The organism is Thioalkalivibrio sp. AKL6 (genome assembly GCF_000376905.1).
Taxonomy (GTDB): domain Bacteria; phylum Pseudomonadota; class Gammaproteobacteria; order Ectothiorhodospirales; family Ectothiorhodospiraceae; genus Thioalkalivibrio; species Thioalkalivibrio versutus.
On the sequence record NZ_AQXS01000010.1, the window covers coordinates 35,355 to 55,927 of the forward strand.

The following is a 20,573-nucleotide window of genomic DNA, read 5'->3' on the forward strand; positions in this document are numbered from 1 at the left end:
ACTATGCGAAGGGACTTGCCGTACACGTTCGGGCGCGAACGGGCGCTGGGGTACCGGCTCGCGGGAAAGGGCGGTCACGCGGCGCGCCCGGCCGCCGCGTGACCGATGGGGACGCTACCAGCTCTTGTAGGGCAGGAACTTGCCGTTCCAGGTGATCTTCACGCGGTCGCCCTTCGGGTCCTCGACCTTGTCGATGTCCATGGTGAAGTCGATGGCGCTCATGATGCCGTCACCGAACTTTTCGTGGATCAGCGCCTTCATGGTGTCGCCGTAGACGTTGATCGCCTCGTAGAAGCGATAGATCACCGGGTCGGTGGGGATGGTCTTGTCCCAGGTCTTGTGCGGGAAGGCCTGCAGCGCCTGCGAGACCTCCGGGCCGAGCCCGAGGAAGGTCGCCAGCTTGTCGGCCTGGTCGCCCTCCAGGTGGTTCATGCCGTAGCAGGCGGAGGTCACGTAGACCTCGTGCAGCCCGGTGGCCTCGGCGATCGCGGCCCAGGTGGTTCCGCGGTTCTCCTTGGCCTCGAGGATGGTGGTGGTCATGGCGCTCTTGCTGAGACTCATCATGTGCTCCTTGAATGCGATGGATGGACTGGGGGTCAGACCGCGCGAACCATGCGCGGACCGGGTTCCGGGTTGGCCTCGGGCTTGGCCGGGTTGACGATGCGCGGGCTGTGGCGCGGGTTGTCACCGCGGGCGGCGCCCGCCTGGGCCTTGGCCGACATCTCCTTGGCGCCGTTCACGAGGAAGTCGACCAGGTGGTTGCGGATCGGGTAGTAGGCCTCCTGCTGATGCAGGTTGGCGCGCTCCCGCGGCCGGGGGATGTCGATCTTGACCGACTCGGCGACCTGGGCATGCGGCCCGTTGGTCATCAGCAGCACGCGGTCGGCAAGCAGGATCGCCTCGTCCACGTCGTGGGTGATCATGAACACGGTCTGGTGGGTCTCCGACCAGATCTTCAGCAGCTCCTCCTGGATGACCCCGCGGGTCAGGGCGTCCAGGGCCCCGAACGGCTCGTCCATCAGCAGCAGCTTGGGTTCGATGGCGAAGGCCCGGGCGATGCCGACGCGCTGGCGCATGCCGCCGGAGAGTTGCGAGGGCTTGCGGTCCATGGCGTGGTCCAGGCCCACCATGTGCAGGTAGCGCTCGGCGTGTTCCAGGCGTTTCGCCTTGCTCCAGTTCGGCCAGCGGGCGCGCACCGCGAACATCACGTTGTCGCGTGCCGACAGCCACGGCAGCAGGCTGTGGTTCTGGAAGATCACGCCCTGGTCGAGGCTGGGTCCGGTGATCTCCTTGTTGTCCATGATCACGTTGCCGTCGGTGGGTGTGGCCAGGCCGGCGAGCACGTTCAGGATGGTGGACTTGCCGCAGCCGGAGTGACCGATCAGGCAGACGAACTCGCCCTTGTTGATGGTCACGTCGACGCCCTCGAACACGGTCATCAGTTCGCTGGAGTCGGGCTGCGGGAAGCGCTGGCTCAGGTTCTCGATTTCGAGGAATCCCTTGCTCATGATAGGTCTCCTGGTTGGGCTGCGCCGACTCAGTCGGCGTAGCGCACGAATTTGGTGGCCTGGGCGAGGGAGGCATCCAGCAGGAAGCCGACGATGCCGATCATGATGATCGCGAAGATCACGCTGGCGAGATCGAGGTTGTTCCACTCGTTCCAGATGTAGTAGCCGATGCCGGTGCCGCCCACGAGCATCTCGGCGGCGACGATGACCAGCCAGGCGATGCCGATGGAGATGCGCATGCCGGTGAGGATGGTCGGGGCCGCGGCGGGCAGGATCACGGTGAACGCGGTGCGCAGGTTCGACAGCTGGTGGGTCTTGGCGACGTTCAGCCAGTCATTGCGCACCGAGGCGACGCCGTAGGCCGTGTTCACGAGCATCGGCCAGATCGAGCAGATGAAGATCACGAAGATGGCCGACATGTTGGAGTCGCGGATCACGAACAGGGCGAGCGGCATCCAGGCCAGCGGCGAGATCGGCTTGAGGATCTGGATGTACGGATCGAAGGCCTTGTTCAGCAGCGGTGACATGCCAATCACGAAGCCGAGCGGGATGGCGATCAGCGCGGCCAGGGCAAAGCCCAGCAGGACCCGGTAGATCGAGTAGGCCAGCTGGATGCCGATGCCCTTGTCGTTCGGGCCCGCGTCGTAGAACGGGTTGCTCAGTTCGCTGAAGGCGTGGCTGAACACCTGGGTGGGGGCCGGGATGCCGCTGCTGGAAGTGCGGTCGGTTCCGCCCCCCATCAGCCGTTCGTATTCGCTCAGCTCGCCCTGTTGCGGTGCGAGGACCTCCGGGGCGGTGGCCAGCTGCCACACGCCCAGGAAGACCACGAGCATCACCAGCGAGAGAACGGTCGCCCGGAAGTTGAGATTGCTCAACATGGCTTAGCTCCTGCGGATGTCGAAGCTGTCGAGATAGCCTTCCGGGTCGGTGTAGTCGAACACCTTCCCCATGATCTCGAAGTTCTTGTAGGTCTTGCTTGGCGCCTCGTAGCCCAGCTCGGTCATGACCTCGGCGCACTCGCTGGCGAGGAAGACGTCTTCCGCCAGGCGGTTGTAGTCAAAGTCGCGATCCACATAGCCCCAGCGCTTCATCTGGGTGAGGATCCAGGTGGCCATCGAGTGCCAGGGGAAGGGGTCGAAGTCGATCCGGTGCGGGTCGTTCTGGACGTTGCCCAGGCCGTCGGCGTAACGCCCGGTCAGCACCTGTTCCACCACCGATTGCGGCTGGTTCAGATAGGCACGCGGGGAGATGGCCTCGGCGATCTCGGCGCGGTTGTTGATATCCGAGCTGTACTGGGTGGCCTCGATCAACGCGCGGAACAGGGCGCCGAAGGTGTTCGGGTGCTCGTCGGCGAAGGCGGCCGAGCAGGCGAAGGCGCAGCACGGGTGGCCGTCCCAGATCTCCTTGGTCAGCATGTGAATGAAGCCGATGCCGTCCCAGACCGCGCGCTGGTTGAAGGGGTCGGGGGCCAGATAGCCATCGACGTTCTCGGCACGCAGGTTGGCGACCATCTCCGGCGGCGGGACGACGCGGATGCTGATGTCGCGATCCGGATCCAGCCCGTGTTCCGCGACGTAGTAGCGGAGCAGGAAGTTGTGCATGGAGTACTCGAAGGGCACGGCAAAGGTGAAGCCCTTCCAGTCCTTCGGATCGCGCTTGTCCTTGTGCTTGTTGTGCAGGGTGATGGCCTGGCCGTTGATGTTCTCCACCGCCGGCATGATGTAGTGCTCGCGCGAGGAGCCGGAGCCGAGGGTCATCGACAGCGGCATGGGCGAGAGCATGTGCGAGGCGTCGTACTCACCGGACAGCGACATGTCGCGGGCCACCGCCCAGCCGGCGGTCTTGATCACGTCGACGTCCAGGCCATGGCGCTCGTAGAAGCCCATCGGGTGGGCCATGATGATCGGCGTGGCGCAGGTGATCGGGACGAAGCCGACGCGCAGCTTGGTCTTTTCCAGCGGGCCACCGTCCTTGATTGCGGCCTTGACCTTGTCCAGCGGCAGGATGGAGCCCAGGGCCGCGGCCACCGTGCCGCCCCCGATCATCTGCAGGAAGCGGCGGCGGTTGATCTCGTTGTGGCCGAACATGCCGCGGACGATGGCGCTTTCCACGGCGCGATCGACCATGGCCTCGTCGCTCAGGTCTTCGCCGTTGGTGTGGGCGTCGGCCTGAACGGGCTCATGGGTGGCGCGTCGTTCCAGTTTTTCTTCCAGGTCCGGGGACGCGGTGTCGAAGCAGCTGCAGCTGCCGGGACCGGTGTGCCCGTGGCGGCAGCTGGAGCCGTGGCGCAGGTCGGCGTTGGCGTCGAAGGGATCGTGAAGACTCTTGGTCGGCATGGTCGGCTCTCCTCGTGGGTCGAATCGATGCGGGCATCGTTGCCGCGCATGTCGAGGGTCATTGCAGGTGCCATGCCAAGCGTGGGGAATGGGCCGCCAGGGCGGCGCGCGAGTGCCGGGAGATCGGACCATTGGTCGACATTGTCGACGAAGGGGACAAAAGGTCCGCTGGTGTCTGAGTGGTGGGCCTAAGTGGTTTCTATGCCGAGCTTTTTCAGGCGATAGCGCAATTGCCGCGGGGTCAGGCCCAGGTCCATCGCGGCGCGGGTCTTGTTGCCCCCGGTCTGCTCGATCGCGCGCTTCAGGCGCTCCGCCTCGGTGGCGTGCACGCGCTGATATGGGCGCACTGCGCTGGTGCAGGGCGCGCCGGAAGAGGGCAGGGTTCGGGGCTCGTTGTGCCGCGATGGTGCCGGTGCACGCTCGTCGCGGAGGCTGTACCTCTCGCCCTCGAACGGGCTGATGCGGGATTCCTCGTGCAGGATCTCGTCGATCAGCGGCGTGCCGATGCGGCCGTCCGTGGACAGCAGCACGGCGCGCTCCAGCACGTTCTCCAGCTGGCGGATGTTGCCGGGCCAGTCGAAGGCCTCCAGGCGTTCCAGCACGCCCTCGTCGACGACCACGTTCCAGCCGTGCAGGTGGGTGTAGCGGTCGAGGAAGTGGCGGGTGAGCAGGCGGATGTCGCTGGCGCGGTCGCGCAGGGCCGGCATGTGCAGCGGGATCACGTTCAGGCGGTAGAACAGGTCGAGCCGGAAGTTCCCGGCGTTCACCGCGGCCTGCAGGTTCTGGTGGGTTGCGGCGATGATGCGTACGTCCACCGGGAGATCGCGGTTGCCGCCAATGGGCTGGACCAGCCGTTCCTGCAGTACACGCAGGATCTTCGACTGCAACGCCTCCGGCATGTCGCCGATCTCGTCCAGAAACAGCGTGCCGCCGTCGGCCAGGGCGATCTTGCCGGTCTTGGCGCTGGAGGCACCGGTGAAGGCCCCCTTTTCGTGGCCAAACAGTTCGGATTCCAGCAGGTCCGCCGGGATCGCGGCGCAGTTGATGGAGATGAACGGCTTCGCGTTGCGCTGGCTGATCCGGTGGACCATGCGCGCGATCTTCTCCTTGCCAGTCCCGGAGGCCCCGGTGATCAGGACGGTGGCCTGGGTATCCGCAATGCGGTGGACCTGCTTGAGGACGTGCCGCAGGGCCGGACTCTCGCCGAGGATGCCGTACTGCCCGCCCTGGGTATCCAGGGCACTCTTGAGGTAGCGGTTCTCCGAGACCAGCTCGGCGGTGCGCTCGGCGATCAGCTGGTGGATGCGCAGCACCTGGCCGATCATGCTCGCGATCACCCGCAGAAGGTTCAGGTCGTCCTGGAACTGGCGCGAGCGGCGTCGCAGCCGGTGCACACCCAGCACGCCGATGGCGTGTTCGTCCTGGACGATGGGCACGGCGATGTAGGCGACGGTCTCCTGCGGCAGGGTGGAACGGTCAATGGCGCGCGCGAGGTATTCGGGCTCGTTGTCGATGTCCTGGATCAGGGCGATCTGGCCGGTCTTCATGACGCGCCCGGTGACACCCTCGCCGAGGCTGTAGCTGCCGCGGTCGCGCTCGGCATCGGTCAGGCCGTAGGCGTGGCGGATGCGCAGCTGGCCGCTGTTCGGATCCGGCAACAGGACCCGGCCGCGGTTGAGCCCCAGTAGCTGGGACATCATCCCGAGGATGCGGTAGATCGCGGCATCCGGGTCGCCGGAGCGGCCCATGAGCTTGGCAACCTCCAGCAGCAGGGTGATCTCCTGCTCCCGGGTGGCCAGGTCCGGTGGGGTCGAATCGGATATGCGGTGGAGTGCCATGCCGTGGGTTATGCAGAAAGCCTGCCAGTGCGGAAACGACGTGTTGGTGGGGCGTTCGGAGGCGTCTGGCCGGGTCGGGGTGACGCGGTTGCCTCGAGGCGGGGCAGGGCCTTGCACTGTTGGGTCGCGCTTGCCCGCTTTGCGGGCGCACAAAAAGGCCCGGCCAGGAACGGCCGGGCCCGGGCATGGCCTGGAGGGATCAGCCCTCCGCGTGATAGCTGCTGCGCTTGATCAGGCGTACGCAGATGGCGTCGAGCATGTAGCCGATGATGCCGATGACCAGGACAAATGCGGCCAGTTTGTCGTACTCCAGGGTGTCGCGGGCATCGTTGATGGCGTAGCCCAGCCCCGAGGTGACGCCCAGGTACTCGGCCGGCACCAGTACGATCCAGGCCACACCCACCGCCAGGCGGATCCCGGCGAACACATCCTGGGCGATCGCGGGCATCACGATGTAGCGCAGGGTGTGGTACGGATTGGCGCCCAGGTTGTTGCCCACCTTGAGCCACATCGGATCGATGCGTTGCACCCCGTGCGCGGTGGCGTAGGTAATGGGCCAGACGGCCGCGATGGCGATCAGGAAGATGATGGCCGCATCCCAGGTGGCGAAGGCCAGTACCGCGACCGGCATCCAGGCCAGCGGCGAGATCATCCGCAGGAACTGGAACGGGACGTGGGTGACCTGCTTCAGCGTCAGGAAATAGCCGATCATTACGCCCAGTGGCACGCCGATGGCAATGGCGTAGGCCAGGCCCCAGCCCACGCGGTACAGGCTGGACTCGATCGGCGACCACACGGCCCCGGAGCTGACGATGTCCCAGAAGGCCGCCAGCGTGGGCCCGGGGGCGAAGCTGGCGAAGGCCATCGTGTCCTCGTTGTTGCCGATGGCCCAGCCGCCCCAGTACCACAGGGCGAACAGGCCGGCGATGCCCAGTGCCGGGTACTGCAGCGCCCGGCGCGCTTGGTCCGCGAACCGCAGCACCGGCATGAGCCGCTCCACGGTCGCGGTGTCGACGGAGAGTGTGGCTTCGCGGTTCATAGGACCACCACCTCCTCGCGGGCATAGGGCGAATCCATGTCCACGCCCGGGGCGCCCTGCCAGGCGGTGTGTTTTTCCATCGCCTTGCGCACGAAGTCGTAGTTCACTAGGTCGTCGGTGACGAAGTCCGGGTCCAGGCCTTCGAGGAAGGTGGTGTCGCCGCCGACCAGGGTCTCGTTCATGGCGCCGACCAGCATCTTGGTCGCGGACGGGTAGGGCCAGGGCGAGAAGTCGATGCGACCGTTCTCCCATTCGGGGTGACGGATCGCGCCGCTGTCGGCGTAGGTGCTGTCGTCGTGATAGTTGGTCATCGCGCGTTCCACTACGTTGGCGGGCATCGGCAAGTAGCCCTTGCCATCGCGCGAGAGCATGGTGGCGACGCTCTTCTTGTCCTGCTGGATGGTGCCCTGGGCGCGGACCACGGCGTTCATCACCTTCTGGGTCCACTCCGGCTCGCGGTCGGTCAGGCGCTCGTTCATGCAGACCACGCAGCAGGGGTGGTTCTTCCAGATATCGCCGGTGAAGCGCAGCACGTTGCCGCGCGCCAGCAGTTCGCCGGCGGCGTTGAACGGCTCGGCGACGATGTAGGCATCAATGGAGCGCGCGGCCAGGGCCGGCGGCATGTCCGGCGGCGGCATGAGCATCAGGTTGACCTCGTGCGCCTCCAGCGCGTCGCCCTGATCGCGGATCACCGGCGTCAGGCCGGCATCGCGCAGGGCCATCTGCATGACTACGTTGTGCATGGAATACCAGTAAGGCACGGCCACGCTCTTGCCGCCGAGGTCGGCGAAGCTCTGCACGTCGACATGGCGGCCGGTCACCACGGCCGAGCCGTTGGTGTGGGCCCAGGACATGATCTTCACCGGGAAGTCATTCTGGTAGCGCATCCACAGCGGGATCGGCTTCAGCAGGTGCACCAGGTTGAATCGGTTGGCGGCGAAGGACTCGATCAGCGGCGACCAGCCGCGGATCAGCTGGGGATCGGCGACCTCCAGTCCTTCGTCCTCGAAATAGCCCTCGGAGTGGGCGACCAGCAGGGCGGCCGCGTCGGTGATCGGGATGTAGCCGATGCGCACGACGCCGTCGAAGTCGCTGACGACGCCTTCGGGCTCTTCGAGGCTCCCGGGTTCGGCCCCGAACAGGGAACCGGGCAGGGCAAGCCCGCTCCCGGCCAGGCCGCCGACGGCGGCGGTACGCAGGAAGTTGCGACGGGAGAAGCTGCGATCCAGCAGCCGGTCCAGTTCGCTGTCGATGTCGTGGTGGTTGTCGCAGTTGCACATGGTGGCGGTTCCTCGCTTGGGTTCGGGGCAGTGGGGTGGTGGATCAGGCGGCGCGTACGCGCGCTCGGGATTCGGATGAAGAAGACTCGTCTTGTTCGCTTTCGGTATCCGGCGTCGGGGCTTCGGCCTCCGCTGAACCCTTGTCAGCGGCCGGGGTGCGGGTGGCGCCGAAGTAGCCCATCAGTTCGGCCTTGCGGTCGACGAAGGCCTGGCTGTTGCGATCGCGTGGGTGGGCAATGTCGATCGGCAGTTCGGCGGTGATGGTCCCCGGGTTGGAGCCCATGACCAGCACGCGGTCGGCCATGGCGACGGCCTCTTCGATGTCGTGGGTGACGAACACCACCGAGATCCCGCGTTCCCGGGCCAGGCGGGTGACTTCGTCCTGCAGGGCGACGCGGGTAAAGGCGTCCAGGGCCGAGAACGGTTCGTCGAGCAGCAGCAGTTCGGGGTCGGTGGCCAGGCTGCGGGCCAGGGCGACGCGCTGTTGCTGACCGCCGGAGAGCGACTGCACGTTAACCTCGGCCTTCTCGCTCAGGCCCACGGTCTCCAGCAGCTGGTCGATGCGTTCGCGCATGTCGGTCTTGCGGCCCTGGAAGATCAGGCCCAGCGAGGCGTTCTTGCGCACCGTCATCCAGGGGTAGAGCGAGGGCTTCTGGAACATCATGTTCCAGCGCGGGCTCGGCTTGATGACCTGGTGGCCGTTGATGCGCACGCAGCCTTCGCTCGGCAGCAGCAGGCCCGCGAGCATGTGCAGCAGGGTGGACTTGCCGCAGCCGCTCTGGCCGATCAGGGCCACGGTCTCGCCGGGTGCGACGGTGACCTGGATGTCCTGGAGCGTGGGGGCTTCCTGCCCGGGATAGTGGTGGGTGATGTAGTCGATGGAGATGGCGGCGCCCATGGCGTTTCCCTCTTGACCTTCGTTCATGAGCCGCCGGATGGATCGGATCGGCGGCGCGTTCAAGGGGGTTCCTTACAAGGGGCGTGCCAAACCCGTCGTGTTGCCCGGGAATTTCGTCCGGACCGGGGGCGAAACGGCGCGCTGGTGCGCAATACAGGGAGCGGCGAACGAGGCATCGCAGAAGCGGGGGGATCCGGCGTGGGGGGCGAGAAGTGGACAATCCGGACAATGCGGACCAGTTCGAGTGGACAAAGCGGACGGATTGTCCGACGGGGGGATGGGTTGGATTCGGGTGGCCCGGCTGGAAATGGCTTTGTGGTGCGGTCCGCACGGTTTTGGCACGGCTTCTGCACCGGGATGGACGACCCGGTCGAATGCCGGGGATCCACGAATCCCAACTATCAGGAGCACCACCATGTCTGCAGCCGAAGCCACTACCTCCCTGTCCATCAACGCCCTGGAGCCGATCGACCAGGATGGCCTCAATAACCTCGCCGCCAAGGGCAAGGCCAACCCCGAGAACATCGTGACGCTGAAGGCCACCACGGTCTGCGAAGGCAAGTTCCGCAACCTGACCTTCGTGCGCGACCTCGAGGCCCACGTGATCGACGAGCCGCCGCACCTGCTGGGCGACGACACCGCGCCGAACCCCTCCGAGGCCGCGCTGGCCAGTTTGGGTGCCTGCCTGTCCGTGGGGATGCACGCCAACGCCATCGATCGCGGTATCACCCTGACCAAGCTCGAGCTGACCCTGGAGGGCGACATCAACGTGACCGCCGTATGGGGCGTCGGGGATACCGATGTGAACAAGCACCTCGGCTTCTCCGATATCCGCGTCAAGGCGAATCTGGAAGGGGATGCCAGCGAGGAACAGCTGAAGGAGCTGGTCGCCCATGCCGACTTCTGGTCGCCGGTGGCCAACACCATGCGCAACCCGGTCAAGCTCAGTGTAGAGCTGGCCTGATTCCGGTCCTGCTGCCCAACGGGAGTAAACCCCAATGCTTGAAACCCGCACTCACGACGTGACGGGGGTGTCGCCGGCCGCAGGGCCGGCGGATGCCGATGCCGCGCTGCAGGCGCTGGTGGAGCGCGATCTGGCTCCGCTGACCGCCCGCATCGACCGCGAAGGCCTGTACCCCGAAGATTTCCTGCGCGAGGCCGGTCGCCTCGGCGCCTTCAACCGCCACCTGGCCAGCCAGAACGCCAGCGGCACCACGGATATTGCCAGTGCCATCCGTGCGACCGAGGTGATCTCGGCCGAGTGCATGACCACCGGCTTTGTCGCCTGGTGCCAGAACGCCTGTGCCTGGTACGTGGAGAACAGTGCCTCGGACACCCTGAAGCGCGAGGCCCTGCCGAGGCTGGCAAATGCCGAGGCGCTGGGCGCCACCGCGCTGTCCAACCCGATGAAATGGTTCGCCGATATCGAGGACCTCAAGCTGTCCGCCGAGCGCGTGGACGGGGGCTATGTGGTCTCCGGGGCACTGCCCTGGGTCTCCAACCTGGGCGAGGACCACTACTTCGGCGCGATCTTCCGCACCACTGGCGCGAACCCGCGGCCGGTCATGGCGCTGATCAACTGCTCCGACCCCGGCTTCAGCCTGACCCCCTGTCCCGAGTTCACGGCCCTTGAGGGTTCGCGCACGTTCGGCTGCCATTTCGATCGCGTGTTCGTGCCCGATGAGCACGTGCTGGCCGACGCCCTGCCCGAGTACATCCGCCGGATCCGACCGGGGTTCGTGCTGCTGCAGATGGGCATGGGGCTGGGGCTGATCGATGGCTGCATCCAGACCATGCGTGACGCCAACGAGACGCTGTCCCACGTGAATGGCTATCTGGATGACCAGGTAGGCGAGCTGGAAGAGGCACTGGAGGATGGTCGTTCGGCCTGTTATGCCTTGTCGGAGACCCCCTTTGATGAATCCGAGCGCTTCTTTGCCGATGTGTTGCAGATGCGCCTGACCGGTTCCGAGCTGTCGCTGCGCGCGTCGCAGTCGGCATTGCTGCATGCCGGGGCCCGGGGGTATCTGGCGAATGCCGCCGCCCAGCGCAAGCTGCGCGAGTCGTACTTCGTGGCCATCGTGACCCCGGCGATCAAGCACCTGCGCAAGGAGCTGGCGCGGATCCACGCGCACTAGTCCACCACCCACGGTCGGGGCCTACCGGGGCCCCGCACCGAACGAAGGAATCGTCATGCTGGAAACCACTACCCGACTGGACCCCGAGACCGCGGTCGCGACCCTGAAGGAGGCGATTGACTCCCAGGGGCTGAAGCTGGTCTCGCACATCAATGGCCAGGCCAATGCCGCGAAGATCGGGGTCGAGGTCCCGACCGACCAGATCCTGGAGATCTTTCACCCGAGCTACGCGGTGCGTGTCTGGGAGGCCTGCAAGCCGGCCGGCATCGACATCCCGTTGCGCATCCACGTCTCCGGAGATGGCGAGATGCTGCGCGTCAGCGCGCGCTCCGCACGGGACGTGTTCGCGCCGTGGGCCAACCCCGATCTGGACGCCATCGGGTCCGAACTGGACCCCAAGCTGAAGGCCATTCTCGATGCCGTGGAGGCCGCGTGATGAGCACCGAAACCGACGAGTTCAAGCGCTATATCTGCAAGGTCTGCGGGTATATCTACGACGAGGCCAAGGGCGACCCGGATTCCGGTCTGGCCCCTGGGACCCGCTTCGAGGATATCCCCGACGACTGGTATTGCCCCGACTGTAATGTGACCAAGGCGGATTTCACCGCCCTGGAGCCGCGCGCCGAGACCGCGGACGCCGGTGCCGTCGCGATGGCCTGGAGTGCCGGAGCCGGCGCGGCCGATCCGGATGCGGTTGTAATCGTCGGCGGCGGCATGGCGGGCTGGGCCCTGGCCGAGGCCCTGCGCGAGCGGGATCCGCGGCGCACGATCCGCCTGCTGACCGCCGATTCCGGTGATTACTACACCAAGCCGCGGATCTCCAATGCCTTTGCCCGGGGCGTCGCGGTCGCGGATCTGGTGGAGGAGACTGGCGTGGCGCGGGCGGCCCGGCTCGGCATTGACCTGATGCCTTTTGTCCGGGTGCTGGATGTCCAGCGGGCGCAGCAAAAAATCATCACCGCCCGTGGCGGCGTGCCGTACGGCCAGCTGGTGCTGGCCACCGGGGCGCGTCCGCGGCAAATGGCGTTCCCGGGTGGGGCCGGGGCGCCGCTGTCGGTGAACACGCTGGAGGACTACCGCGCGCTGCGTGCGGCCCTCGAGGCGCAAGCCGGGTCACCGGCCCATACCCGTGTGGCCATCATCGGCGCCGGCCTGGTGGGCTGCGAGCTGGCGGACGACCTGGCGGCCGGTGGTTATCCGGTGTCTTTGATCGAGTGTGCGTCACGGCCGCTGCCGAATCTGCTGCCCGAGTCGCTGAGCGGCGATCTGGAGAAGGCGCTGGCGGACCGCGGCGTGCAGTGGCACACCGAGGCGACCGTCGAGCGCATCGAACCGGTGGCGGAGGGAACGACCCGTCTCGTCCTTGCCAGCGGCGAATCGGTAGAGGCCGAGGTGGTCATCAGCGCGCTCGGGCTGGTGCCCAACCGCGAGCTGGCCGAGCGGATCGGTCTGGCCTGCCACGCGGGGATCGAGGTGGACGCACTCTTGCGCACCACCGACCCGGCGGTCTTCGCCCTGGGCGATGGTTGCGAGTTCGACGGCCAGTTACGCCCCTACGTGGAGACCCTGCGCGGGCAAGCAGCTGCGCTGGCGCGAACGCTGTCCGGCGAGCCGACGGTGTACCGGCCGGATGCCGGGATCGTGCAGGTCAAGACCGGGAGCCTGCCGTTGAACGTCTGCCCGCCGCAGACGGACGGGGGCGAATGGGTGGAGATCTCGGGCGACGGCGAAGGGCGTCACCTGGAGTATCACGTCGATGCACGGCTCGAGGGGTTTGCCTTGTCGGGTTGCCATGCACGCCAGGCGCGGGACCTGGAGACGCGCCTGGGCGAGCCGGTGGCGGATACCCGAACCCGGCTGGCGTCCTGAGACGCGTGGCCCGGCCGGTGCCGGGCCCGCGGGGGTGCGGCGATGCGGATCAGAGGGTTCGGGTCATATGACCCCGTCGAGGCGCAAATAGCCGATCAGGAACAGCACTGCCAATACACCGGCCAGGGCGTAGAGCCAGTTGGATAGCGTGGGGTTGTCGGGGCGGCTGAAGAAGGCCGCCCACAGTGCCAGCAGGATCAGGACGAAAAAGAAGAACAGGAAACGCATGCGTCAGGCTCCTTCGGGGACTGCGTAGGGCAGTTCGACGACCTCGGCCTTGGCGCCGTCGGGTGCGTCCCAGCGCAGTTCGCCCTTGGCGGCCGCGACCTGCAGTACCGCCAGGGCGGAGTACAGCCCGTCCGGGTGCAATTCGGCTGCGACGATCTCGCCGTCCGACTGGTCCGGGTTGCCGCCGGCCTGGAACACAGGCGAGCCGGGTTGGGGTGGAGTCTGAGTATGGATCGCCAGGCGGAACATGCGCCGCTTGAGCTTGCCCAGGTAGTGCATGCGTGCCACGACCTCCTGGCCCGGATAACAGCCCTTTTCGAAGCTGACCGCGCCCAGGGCATGCAGGTTGAGCATCTGCGGCACGAACTTCTCGCTGGTTTCCTCCACCACGGTGGGGACCCCGGCCAGGATGTCCAGCAGTGCCCAGTCGCGCGGGCCCACCGGGGCCGCGTGGACGTTCAGGCCGTCCCACGCCTTGCGCATGGCGTCGATCTCGCCGAACAGCTCGAAGCGCGGGTGCACCCCGGGTACCCGGACCACGGTGACGCCGTTTTTCTCGACGACCTCCTCGACCTCGGCGGGACAGACACCCAGCGCGCTTTGCAGCTCCTTCTCGGCATCCGGCCCGGAGCAGCCGAAGTGGATGCGGGAGTCGCCGGCCTGTTCGATGATTACGTTCGCGCGCAGCACGAACATCTGCAGGCGCTTGGCCACCGGCTCGATCCGGTCTGCGGGCATCTCCAGCAGGTAGCCGTCGCGGGTACGCAGCACGCGGAACACGGCGTAGGCGCGGCCCTTGGGACTGGAGTAGCTGGACAGCTGGCTGTGTTGCGCGTCCACCGCGCGGATGTCGTTGCCGAACTGGCCCTGCAGGAAGTCGGTGGCGTCGTCGCCGCGAACCTCCAGCAGGCCGCGATGGGAGAGGTCGCAGATCACCTCGCCGTTGATGGCCATGCGGCGTTCACGTTCCGGGTTGCCGTAGTGCAGGAGGTCGTCCTCCTCGAACTCGGCACCCGCATCGGTGATGTGGTCTTTCCAGTCTTCGCGCATCGGAAATCTCCCGTGGAAGCGCTCGCTGTCGTCCGCCGTCGGGCTCGATTGGCTATCGGTATCCGGGGCGCACGGCCAGGGTTTGAGGTGGTAAGCTGAACCAAGCGGCTCGATAGTAGACGAACCATTTGCAGGGTGTCAGCCCTGTTTTCTTCTCTTCCCAATGAAGGGGGTGGCATGACTCGGCAGGGACGTCCCGTCTTTCTGGATTTGCGCAAGATCCGACTGCCGCTGAATGCCGTGGTCTCCATTCTGCACCGGATTACCGGTGTCTTCCTGATTCTGTCGATTCCCGTGCTGCTTTGGCTGCTGGACCGCTCGCTGGCCAGCCCCGAGGGCTTCGCCCAGGTCGTGGCGGTCATTCATCACCCGATCGGCCTGGTGGCGCTGGCACTGGGGCTTTGGTGGCTGCTGCATCACCTGTTTGCCGGGATTCGCTACCTGCTGATGGAATTCGGCATTGGCGAGGATCGCGCGGGCTCGCTGCGCACGGCGCGCGATGCCCTGTACGCAGGCATCCTCGGCACCGTTCTGGTGTGGCTGGGGCTGGTGCTGTGAGGCTCCTGAGCGGACAGCGCGCCTGGCTGCTGCAACGCATCACGGCGGTGTACGTGGGCGTGTACGTGATCCTGGCCCTCGGATTCTTCGTGCTGGCCGCGCCGGCGGATCATGCCGCATGGCTGGGTGTGGTCGGGCACCCGCTGGTCGGGTTGCTGACGGCGTTGTTCGTGCTGCTGTTACTGCTGCATGCGTGGATCGGGCTGCGCGACGTGGTGATGGACTACGTGCATGCGCCCGGCACGCGGCTCCTGGTGTTCGTGCTGGCCGCCGGCGGGTTGCTCCTGACGGGGCTGTGGGCATTTTTCATTCTGATTCGGGCGGGACTGGCATGAAGGGACTGGCATGAACGTGGCACGGCGCAAGTTCGACGCCCTGATCATCGGGGCGGGCGGGGCCGGGCTGCGCGCGGCGCTGCAGCTGTCCAACGGCGATGCCCAGGTCGCGGTGGTCTCCAAGGTGTTTCCCACGCGCTCGCACACGGTGGCGGCGCAGGGCGGGGTGAACGCCGCGCTGGCCAACGTGCTGCCGGACTCCTGGCACTGGCACATGTTCGATACGGTGAAGGGCTCGGACTATCTGGGCGACCAGGACGCGATCGAATACATGTGTCGCGCCGCGCCCAAGGTGGTCTACGAGCTGGACCACTTCGGCGTGCCGTTCTCGCGCCTGGACAATGGCACCATCTACCAGCGTGCCTTCGGCGGGCAGAGCCAGAATTTCGGCCAGGATCAGGCCGCGCGCACCTGTGCCGCGGCCGACCGCACCGGGCACGCGATCCTGCACTCGCTGTACCAGCAGAACCTGCGCGCGCGCACGCACTTCTTTGACGAGTACTTCGCGGTGGACCTGCTGCGCGACGCGCAGGGCTACGTGCTGGGCGTGCTGGCGTTCGAGATCCTGACCGGCGAGCCGATCGTGATCGAGGCCAAGACCACCCTGATCGCGACCGGCGGGGCGGGACAGCTGTTCCGCACCACGACCAACGCGCTCATCAACACCGGCGACGGCATGGCGATGGCTCTGCGCGCCGGGGTGCCGCTGGAGGACATGGAGTTCGTGCAGTTCCACCCGACCGGGATCGCCGGGCGCGGGATGCTGATTACCGAGGGCGCGCGCGGCGAGGGCGGGTTCCTGATCAATTCCGAGGGCGAGCGCTTCATGGAGCGCTACGCCCCGCGGGCGAAGGACCTGGCCTCGCGCGACGTGGTGAGCCGCTCCATTGCCACCGAGGTGCGCGAGGGACGCGGCTGCGGGCGCAATGCGGATCATGTATTGCTGGACCTGCGCCACCTGGGCGCCGATACGATCATGCAGCGCCTGCCGGGGATCCGCGAGACGAGCATGACCTTTCTCGGGGTCGATCCGATCGAGGCGCCGATCCCGATCTTCCCGACCTGTCACTACAGCATGGGCGGCATCCCGACCAATCGCTTCGGGCAGGTGGTGGCGCCGGAGAAGGACACGCCGGAGGACCCGGTCCCCGGGCTGTACGCGGCCGGCGAGACGGCCTGTGTCTCGGTGCACGGGGCCAACCGCCTGGGCGGCAATTCACTGCTCGACATCCTGGTATTCGGCCGCGCGGCGGCCAATCACATCCTCGAGTACCTGGCCGAGAACCGTTACCACCGCCCGCTGGACGAGTCGGCCGTGGAACAGGCGATGGCGCGGCTCACGCGCTGGGATCGCAAGGACCCGGGCGATGGCTCCGCCGAGCAGGTCGAGCCGCTCAAGCGCGAACTGCGCAAGGTGATGGAAGACCACTGCTCGGTATTCCGCACCGACGAGGTGATGCGCGAGGGCGTGGAGAAGGTCCGCGCGCTCCGCGAACGCCTGAACCACGCGGTGATCGCGGATCACTCCAGCACCTTCAATACCGCGCGGGTGGAGGCGATGGAGCTGGAGAACCTGATGGACTGCGCGATCGCGACCATCCGCTCCGCGCTGGGGCGCGAGGAGAGCCGCGGCGCCCACTCGCGGATCGACTTTCCCGAGCGCGACGACCAGCACTGGCTCAAGCACAGCCTGTACTCGCTGGCGGATGACAGCCTGGACTACAAGCCGGTGCGGACGCAGCCGAATACCGTGGCCTCGTTCCCGCCGAAGGAACGCGTCTATTGATGGCTCGAGGCGACTGCAGGGAAGGATCGTAGGATGCCGATGAGCGCAGCGAATCGCATCACGAGGTGGGTGGTCCCACCGGGATCGGTGCGTTTCGCGATGCTCAACGCACCCTACGACGCAGATGCGCTGGTACAGGTTCGTGGGATGCGGATGAGGCAGCGAATCGCATCAGGGGGCATGGCAGCGCGCGCGTTCAACCCTGGGCATTGTGCCCAATGGGAGACGAGCAATGAGCAACCCTGCCGAACCGGTACCCGAAGCGTGGCTGCACGAGCAGCTCGAGGTGCTGCTGACGGAGCTGGATGCCGCCCTCGCGGGCGCCGCCGACAGCGGCGCGACCGTGGAGCTGGACCAGCAGCGCACCGGACGGCTCTCGCGGATGGACGCGCTGCAGGGCCAGGCCATGGCCAAGGCGAGCCAGCAGCGGCGCGAGGCCCAGCGTGTTCGTGCCCGCCGGGCGCTGAAGCGGCTGGAGGAGGGCGAGGGCGGACTGTGCATCGACTGCCTGGAGCCGATTGCGCGCTCGCGGCTGGAGATCGACCCGTCGGCCGAGCGATGCATTGCCTGTGCCGAGGCGCAGGAACAGGATTGATTGGGGCTTACCGCAGCGTGTGACAACGGTGGCCGCGGTCACCGACAGGAGATACCGATGGAGTTCTCGATCTACCGCTTCAACCCGGAGACGGACACGCTGCCGAAGATGCAGCGCTTCAGCCTGCCCGATGACCAGGTCGAGCCCGGGATGATGCTGCTGGATGCGCTACTGCTGTTGAAGGAACAGGACGACTCCCTGGGCTTTCGCCGTTCCTGTCAGCACGGGGTGTGTGGCTCCGACGGCATGAACATCAACGGCACCAATGGCCTGGCGTGCATCACGCCGCTGGCGGATCTGGACTCACCCGTGACCCTGCGCCCGTTCCCGGGCATGCCGGTGATCCGCGACTTGATCGTGGACATGGACAACTTCTGGGAGCAATACCGCAAGGCCGAGCCCTGGCTGGTCAACGACAGCCCGGAGCCCGAGGTGGAGCGCAAGCAAAGCCCCGAAGACCGCGAACAACTGGACGGGCTCTACGAGTGCATCCTGTGCGGCTGCTGCTCCGCTGCCTGCCCGTCCTACTGGTGGAACCCGGACAAATTCCTGGGGCCGGCGGCGCTTTTGCAGGCCGCGCGGTTCATCCACGACAGCCGCGACGAGGCCACCGAGCACCGGCTGGAACAGCTGGATGATGCCTGGAAGCTTTACCGCTGCCACACCATCATGAACTGCACCCAGGTGTGCCCGAAGGGCCTGAACCCGAGCCGCGCGATCAGCGACATCCGCCGCACCATGCTGAAGAAGTCGCTGTGATCGGCGCGACCCCCAACGGTTGTTCCACCCCCGTAGGAGCCTGCTTGCAGGCGAAGCCCCTGCCCGCGTCCTGCTTTGGCAGGGGCATTCGCCTGCAAGCAGGCTCCCACAGGGGGCCTGGACGGGTGTTTGGGTGATGGAACCGGATAACCGGACACGCTGGCGCTGTCGCCGCGGCATGCTGGAGAACGACTGGCTGCTCGGCCACTTTCTCGCGCAGGGATATGCGCAACTGGACCAGGAGGGTCGCGATGCCTTCGAGCGCCTGCTCGATTACCCCGACAACGTGCTGCTGGACGTGGTCATGGGTCGCCAGACCACGGTGGACGAGGGGATAGCCCGTCTTGTCCCGGCGATCCGCGCCGCCACTCAGGCTTCGGCTCCGGCCTGACCCGGTCCTTCCCCGGCTCGCGCTCGCGGGCCAGATCCTCCTGCTCCTGGCTGTGGCCGGCTATGTGCTGGTGTACAGCCCGTTGTGGACGCTGGCCCCGGTCTTCGGACTGGCCGTGGCCGGCTGGTGGTGGCAAGGGCGCTCGCAACCGCCGGCCTGGGACTGGCTGGGGCAGACGCCCGAGGGTGCAACCTGGCTGGCCACCGCCGAGGGCCTGCGCCAGGAGCAGGTGGACTGGGTCGAGGTGCTGCCCGATACACGGGTGTTGCGTCGGATCGTCATCCTCGTCGTTCGGGTGCCCGCGACCGGCCGGGTATGGCGCCTGTGGCTGCACGCCGGGCGCATGCATCCGGAGGACCTGCGCCGTCTGCGCGTGCGGTTGCGCTGGTCGCCCGCGCGCGAGGTGGTGGATCCCGGCTGGCGGGTGCGGCTTCGCGCGGGGGTAGAGCGCGGCGTTGCTATACTGGCGAAAAGCCGAGTACCCGGAGGCCCGAACATGGCTGGACCCGACAATGCGCAGGTGATGGTGGACGTGTCACACCTGCTGAGTGACGAGCCCGATCACGTGTACAGCGAGGATGAACTGGACGCGATCGAGGAACTCGATCCGGAGCTCGCGCTGCGCCTGGACCGGGCCCAGACCCATGCGCAACGCGAGGCGGCCGACGTGCCGGCCGATGGCCCGATCGACGTGGACGCGGTGCGCGCCGCGATCGAGGAGGCGCGGCGGATCATGATGCAGGACGGTGGCGATATCGAGTTCGTGGAGCTCGATGGGCGCACCGTACGGGTCCGGCTCAAGGGGGCCTGTGTGGGCTGTCCGCGCTCCACGCTGGATCTCAAGAATGTGGTCGAGCGCCTGGTCCGGTCGCGTGCGCCGGGCGTGGCCAGCGTCGCCAACACCTTCTGAATCCGAGTTTTGGCAATCAAGCCTGGCCGGCACCGAGCCTGCGCAGTAGCTGCCGGATGCGCCCCGGCCCGAAACCGTGCACCCGCTTGAAGGCCTTGCGAAAGGCCGCCTCCGAGGTATAGCCCACCGCGTCCATCACGCCCGCGACCGACTCCCGCCCGTCACGTAGCAGGCGTTCCGCCAGGACCATCCGCCACTGGGTCAGGTAGTCGATGGGCGTCTGTCCGACCAGCGCATGAAAGCGCTCCGCGAAGCTGCTGCGCGACATGGCGGCCTCGCTGGCCAGCCCCTCCAGGGTCCAGGCCGCCTCCGGCTGGGCGTGCAGGGCATCCAGTGCCCGGCGGATGCGGTCGTCGGCCAGGGCAGCGATCAGCGATCCCTCCGAGTGTTCGCGTTGCGAGCAGATGTGATGGCGCACGGCCATCACGAACAGGGTGTCCGCGAGGCGGTCCAGCACCGGCCGGTAGCCCGAGGAACGCTCCGCGAGTTCGATGTTCATCAGGTCCGCCAGGTGCGCCAGGCGGTCGCCGGATTCGCGGCGGCGGATGATGATGTGGTCGGGGAGTGCGGCCAGGATCGGGTTGCGCCGGCCTGAATCGAACTCGAAGTGGCCGCACAGGAGCTGGGTGACCGGGATATCCGGCGGATCCTCGCCTTCCACCAGCGTCAGATGGTTGTCGCGGTCGGGTACGGTGTCGCGGCTGGACATCAGGTGCCAGTCATCGTGCGGCAGCAAGAGAAGATCGCCGGCCTCCATCCAGACGGGGGCCATCGCCTCCATGTGCAGATAGCATCCGCCTTCCCCCACCAGGTGAAAGCTGGCATTCCCCGAGCCCGCCGTGCTGAGCTGCCACTCCCCGCACAGGCGCGGGTTGGTGTCGATGCGGGCACGCAGGTTGTAGGCGGCCAGAACCGTCGACAGCACGTCTTCGTGGGGGCTGATGTCCATCGAACCTTCCTTTTGCCTGTTCCTGTTGGTTCTTCACCTTAGACCTTTGGACGCCCGGTTGCCGGGCGTCACGGGCCTCTCCCCGTGGTCCCGGACGATCGGACAT

At 66.8% G+C, this 20,573-nt stretch carries 22 protein-coding genes; 11 read left to right on the forward strand and 11 right to left on the reverse strand.

Going from position 1 to position 20,573, the window contains the following annotated elements:
- Positions 1 to 114: 114 nt before the first annotated feature.
- The 8 genes from cynS to D575_RS0108165 form a co-directional block, all read right to left on the reverse strand.
- Positions 115 to 561, reverse strand: a complete 447-nt coding sequence (gene cynS, locus D575_RS0108130) for a cyanase (protein ID WP_018145423.1) — start codon at positions 559 to 561, stop codon at positions 115 to 117.
- Between the two features lie 35 nt (positions 562 to 596).
- Positions 597 to 1,508 (reverse strand): ABC transporter ATP-binding protein, encoded by a 912-nt coding sequence (locus D575_RS0108135; protein WP_018145424.1) that lies wholly within the window; start codon positions 1,506 to 1,508, stop codon positions 597 to 599.
- Between the two features lie 29 nt (positions 1,509 to 1,537).
- A complete protein-coding gene (ntrB, locus tag D575_RS0108140; RefSeq protein WP_018145425.1) occupies positions 1,538 to 2,386 on the reverse strand; it encodes a nitrate ABC transporter permease in 849 nt (282 codons plus the stop codon).
- A gap of 3 nt (positions 2,387 to 2,389) precedes the next feature.
- Positions 2,390 to 3,844 (reverse strand): CmpA/NrtA family ABC transporter substrate-binding protein, encoded by a 1,455-nt coding sequence (locus D575_RS0108145; protein WP_018145426.1) that lies wholly within the window; start codon positions 3,842 to 3,844, stop codon positions 2,390 to 2,392.
- 188 nt (positions 3,845 to 4,032) lie between these two features.
- Complete coding sequence (locus D575_RS0108150) at positions 4,033 to 5,682, reverse strand: sigma-54-dependent Fis family transcriptional regulator (RefSeq protein WP_018145427.1); 1,650 nt, start codon at positions 5,680 to 5,682, stop codon at positions 4,033 to 4,035.
- A 199-nt stretch (positions 5,683 to 5,881) separates the two neighbouring features.
- On the reverse strand, positions 5,882 to 6,721 hold the full coding sequence (locus D575_RS0108155; protein ID WP_018145428.1) for an ABC transporter permease: 840 nt from the start codon (positions 6,719 to 6,721) through the stop codon (positions 5,882 to 5,884).
- Positions 6,718 to 8,001 carry an ABC transporter substrate-binding protein gene (locus D575_RS0108160; protein WP_018145429.1) on the reverse strand — a complete coding sequence of 428 codons (1,284 nt, stop codon included), beginning with the start codon at positions 7,999 to 8,001 and terminating at the stop codon, positions 6,718 to 6,720. The genes D575_RS0108155 and D575_RS0108160 overlap by 4 nt, the downstream gene beginning before the upstream one ends.
- A gap of 43 nt (positions 8,002 to 8,044) precedes the next feature.
- Positions 8,045 to 8,899, reverse strand: coding sequence for an ABC transporter ATP-binding protein (locus D575_RS0108165; RefSeq protein WP_026182092.1), 855 nt, complete (start codon positions 8,897 to 8,899; stop codon positions 8,045 to 8,047).
- A 415-nt stretch (positions 8,900 to 9,314) separates the two neighbouring features.
- Here D575_RS0108165 and D575_RS0108170 point away from each other — a divergent pair, with 415 nt between their 5' ends.
- The 4 genes from D575_RS0108170 to D575_RS0108185 are packed head-to-tail and all read left to right on the forward strand — an operon-like array spanning position 9,315 to position 12,906.
- Positions 9,315 to 9,863 carry an OsmC family protein gene (locus D575_RS0108170; protein WP_018145431.1) on the forward strand — a complete coding sequence of 183 codons (549 nt, stop codon included), beginning with the start codon at positions 9,315 to 9,317 and terminating at the stop codon, positions 9,861 to 9,863.
- Positions 9,864 to 9,897: 34 nt separating this feature from the next.
- Entirely contained in the window at positions 9,898 to 11,037 is a 1,140-nt protein-coding gene (locus tag D575_RS0108175; RefSeq protein WP_018145432.1) for an acyl-CoA dehydrogenase family protein, read from the forward strand.
- Between the two features lie 55 nt (positions 11,038 to 11,092).
- Positions 11,093 to 11,473 carry a DUF302 domain-containing protein gene (locus tag D575_RS0108180; protein WP_018145433.1) on the forward strand — a complete coding sequence of 127 codons (381 nt, stop codon included), beginning with the start codon at positions 11,093 to 11,095 and terminating at the stop codon, positions 11,471 to 11,473.
- Positions 11,473 to 12,906 (forward strand): FAD-dependent oxidoreductase, encoded by a 1,434-nt coding sequence (locus D575_RS0108185; protein WP_018145434.1) that lies wholly within the window; start codon positions 11,473 to 11,475, stop codon positions 12,904 to 12,906. The genes D575_RS0108180 and D575_RS0108185 overlap by 1 nt, the downstream gene beginning before the upstream one ends.
- Before the next feature lie 63 nt (positions 12,907 to 12,969).
- Here D575_RS0108185 and D575_RS14470 read toward each other — a convergent pair whose 3' ends face one another.
- Both D575_RS14470 and D575_RS0108195 read right to left on the reverse strand, forming a co-directional pair.
- A complete protein-coding gene (locus D575_RS14470) occupies positions 12,970 to 13,134 on the reverse strand; it encodes a hypothetical protein (protein ID WP_018140916.1) in 165 nt (54 codons plus the stop codon).
- Positions 13,135 to 13,137: 3 nt separating this feature from the next.
- A complete protein-coding gene (locus tag D575_RS0108195) occupies positions 13,138 to 14,184 on the reverse strand; it encodes a folate-binding protein YgfZ (protein WP_018145435.1) in 1,047 nt (348 codons plus the stop codon).
- A gap of 177 nt (positions 14,185 to 14,361) precedes the next feature.
- On the opposite strand from D575_RS0108195, the gene sdhC reads away from it, so the two are divergent.
- The 7 genes from sdhC to D575_RS0108230 all read left to right on the forward strand — a co-directional run bounded on the left by sdhC (position 14,362) and on the right by D575_RS0108230 (position 19,518).
- The gene (gene sdhC, locus D575_RS0108200) at positions 14,362 to 14,742 is read left to right on the forward strand and encodes a succinate dehydrogenase, cytochrome b556 subunit (protein WP_018145436.1); all 381 of its coding nucleotides are present in this window, start codon (positions 14,362 to 14,364) and stop codon (positions 14,740 to 14,742) included.
- Complete coding sequence (sdhD, locus tag D575_RS0108205) at positions 14,739 to 15,077, forward strand: succinate dehydrogenase, hydrophobic membrane anchor protein (RefSeq protein WP_018145437.1); 339 nt, start codon at positions 14,739 to 14,741, stop codon at positions 15,075 to 15,077. Before sdhC ends, sdhD begins: the two co-directional genes overlap by 4 nt.
- Positions 15,078 to 15,087: 10 nt before the next feature.
- Positions 15,088 to 16,863, forward strand: a complete 1,776-nt coding sequence (sdhA, locus tag D575_RS0108210; RefSeq protein ID WP_018145438.1) for a succinate dehydrogenase flavoprotein subunit — start codon at positions 15,088 to 15,090, stop codon at positions 16,861 to 16,863.
- A gap of 232 nt (positions 16,864 to 17,095) precedes the next feature.
- Positions 17,096 to 17,458, forward strand: a complete 363-nt coding sequence (locus D575_RS0108215) for a TraR/DksA C4-type zinc finger protein (protein WP_018145439.1) — start codon at positions 17,096 to 17,098, stop codon at positions 17,456 to 17,458.
- A gap of 57 nt (positions 17,459 to 17,515) precedes the next feature.
- Positions 17,516 to 18,217 (forward strand): succinate dehydrogenase iron-sulfur subunit, encoded by a 702-nt coding sequence (locus tag D575_RS0108220; RefSeq protein ID WP_018145440.1) that lies wholly within the window; start codon positions 17,516 to 17,518, stop codon positions 18,215 to 18,217.
- Positions 18,218 to 18,353: 136 nt separating this feature from the next.
- The gene (locus D575_RS0108225) at positions 18,354 to 18,608 is read left to right on the forward strand and encodes a succinate dehydrogenase assembly factor 2 (protein ID WP_018938539.1); all 255 of its coding nucleotides are present in this window, start codon (positions 18,354 to 18,356) and stop codon (positions 18,606 to 18,608) included.
- Between the two features lie 52 nt (positions 18,609 to 18,660).
- Positions 18,661 to 19,518, forward strand: coding sequence for a NifU family protein (locus D575_RS0108230; RefSeq protein ID WP_018145442.1), 858 nt, complete (start codon positions 18,661 to 18,663; stop codon positions 19,516 to 19,518).
- 16 nt (positions 19,519 to 19,534) lie between these two features.
- On the opposite strand, the gene D575_RS0108235 is transcribed toward D575_RS0108230, so the two are convergent.
- On the reverse strand, positions 19,535 to 20,467 hold the full coding sequence (locus D575_RS0108235) for an AraC family transcriptional regulator (protein WP_018145443.1): 933 nt from the start codon (positions 20,465 to 20,467) through the stop codon (positions 19,535 to 19,537).
- Positions 20,468 to 20,573 lie beyond the last annotated feature (106 nt).

Bases quoted from the DNA above. Each gene is read 5' to 3' on its own strand.
- cynS (WP_018145423.1), bottom strand. From the start codon at position 561: ATGAGTCTCAGCAAGAGCGCCATGACCACCACCATCCTCGAGGCCAAG.
- D575_RS0108135 (WP_018145424.1), bottom strand. From the start codon at position 1,508: ATGAGCAAGGGATTCCTCGAAATCGAGAACCTGAGCCAGCGCTTCCCG.
- ntrB (WP_018145425.1), bottom strand. From the start codon at position 2,386: ATGTTGAGCAATCTCAACTTCCGGGCGACCGTTCTCTCGCTGGTGATG.
- D575_RS0108145 (WP_018145426.1), bottom strand. From the start codon at position 3,844: ATGCCGACCAAGAGTCTTCACGATCCCTTCGACGCCAACGCCGACCTG.
- D575_RS0108150 (WP_018145427.1), bottom strand. From the start codon at position 5,682: ATGGCACTCCACCGCATATCCGATTCGACCCCACCGGACCTGGCCACC.
- D575_RS0108155 (WP_018145428.1), bottom strand. From the start codon at position 6,721: ATGAACCGCGAAGCCACACTCTCCGTCGACACCGCGACCGTGGAGCGG.
- D575_RS0108160 (WP_018145429.1), bottom strand. From the start codon at position 8,001: ATGTGCAACTGCGACAACCACCACGACATCGACAGCGAACTGGACCGG.
- D575_RS0108165 (WP_026182092.1), bottom strand. From the start codon at position 8,899: ATGGGCGCCGCCATCTCCATCGACTACATCACCCACCACTATCCCGGG.
- D575_RS0108170 (WP_018145431.1), top strand. From the start codon at position 9,315: ATGTCTGCAGCCGAAGCCACTACCTCCCTGTCCATCAACGCCCTGGAG.
- D575_RS0108175 (WP_018145432.1), top strand. From the start codon at position 9,898: ATGCTTGAAACCCGCACTCACGACGTGACGGGGGTGTCGCCGGCCGCA.
- D575_RS0108180 (WP_018145433.1), top strand. From the start codon at position 11,093: ATGCTGGAAACCACTACCCGACTGGACCCCGAGACCGCGGTCGCGACC.
- D575_RS0108185 (WP_018145434.1), top strand. From the start codon at position 11,473: ATGAGCACCGAAACCGACGAGTTCAAGCGCTATATCTGCAAGGTCTGC.
- D575_RS14470 (WP_018140916.1), bottom strand. From the start codon at position 13,134: ATGCGTTTCCTGTTCTTCTTTTTCGTCCTGATCCTGCTGGCACTGTGG.
- D575_RS0108195 (WP_018145435.1), bottom strand. From the start codon at position 14,184: ATGCGCGAAGACTGGAAAGACCACATCACCGATGCGGGTGCCGAGTTC.
- sdhC (WP_018145436.1), top strand. From the start codon at position 14,362: ATGACTCGGCAGGGACGTCCCGTCTTTCTGGATTTGCGCAAGATCCGA.
- sdhA (WP_018145438.1), top strand. From the start codon at position 15,088: ATGAACGTGGCACGGCGCAAGTTCGACGCCCTGATCATCGGGGCGGGC.
- D575_RS0108215 (WP_018145439.1), top strand. From the start codon at position 17,096: ATGAGCAACCCTGCCGAACCGGTACCCGAAGCGTGGCTGCACGAGCAG.
- D575_RS0108220 (WP_018145440.1), top strand. From the start codon at position 17,516: ATGGAGTTCTCGATCTACCGCTTCAACCCGGAGACGGACACGCTGCCG.
- D575_RS0108225 (WP_018938539.1), top strand. From the start codon at position 18,354: ATGGAACCGGATAACCGGACACGCTGGCGCTGTCGCCGCGGCATGCTG.
- D575_RS0108235 (WP_018145443.1), bottom strand. From the start codon at position 20,467: ATGGACATCAGCCCCCACGAAGACGTGCTGTCGACGGTTCTGGCCGCC.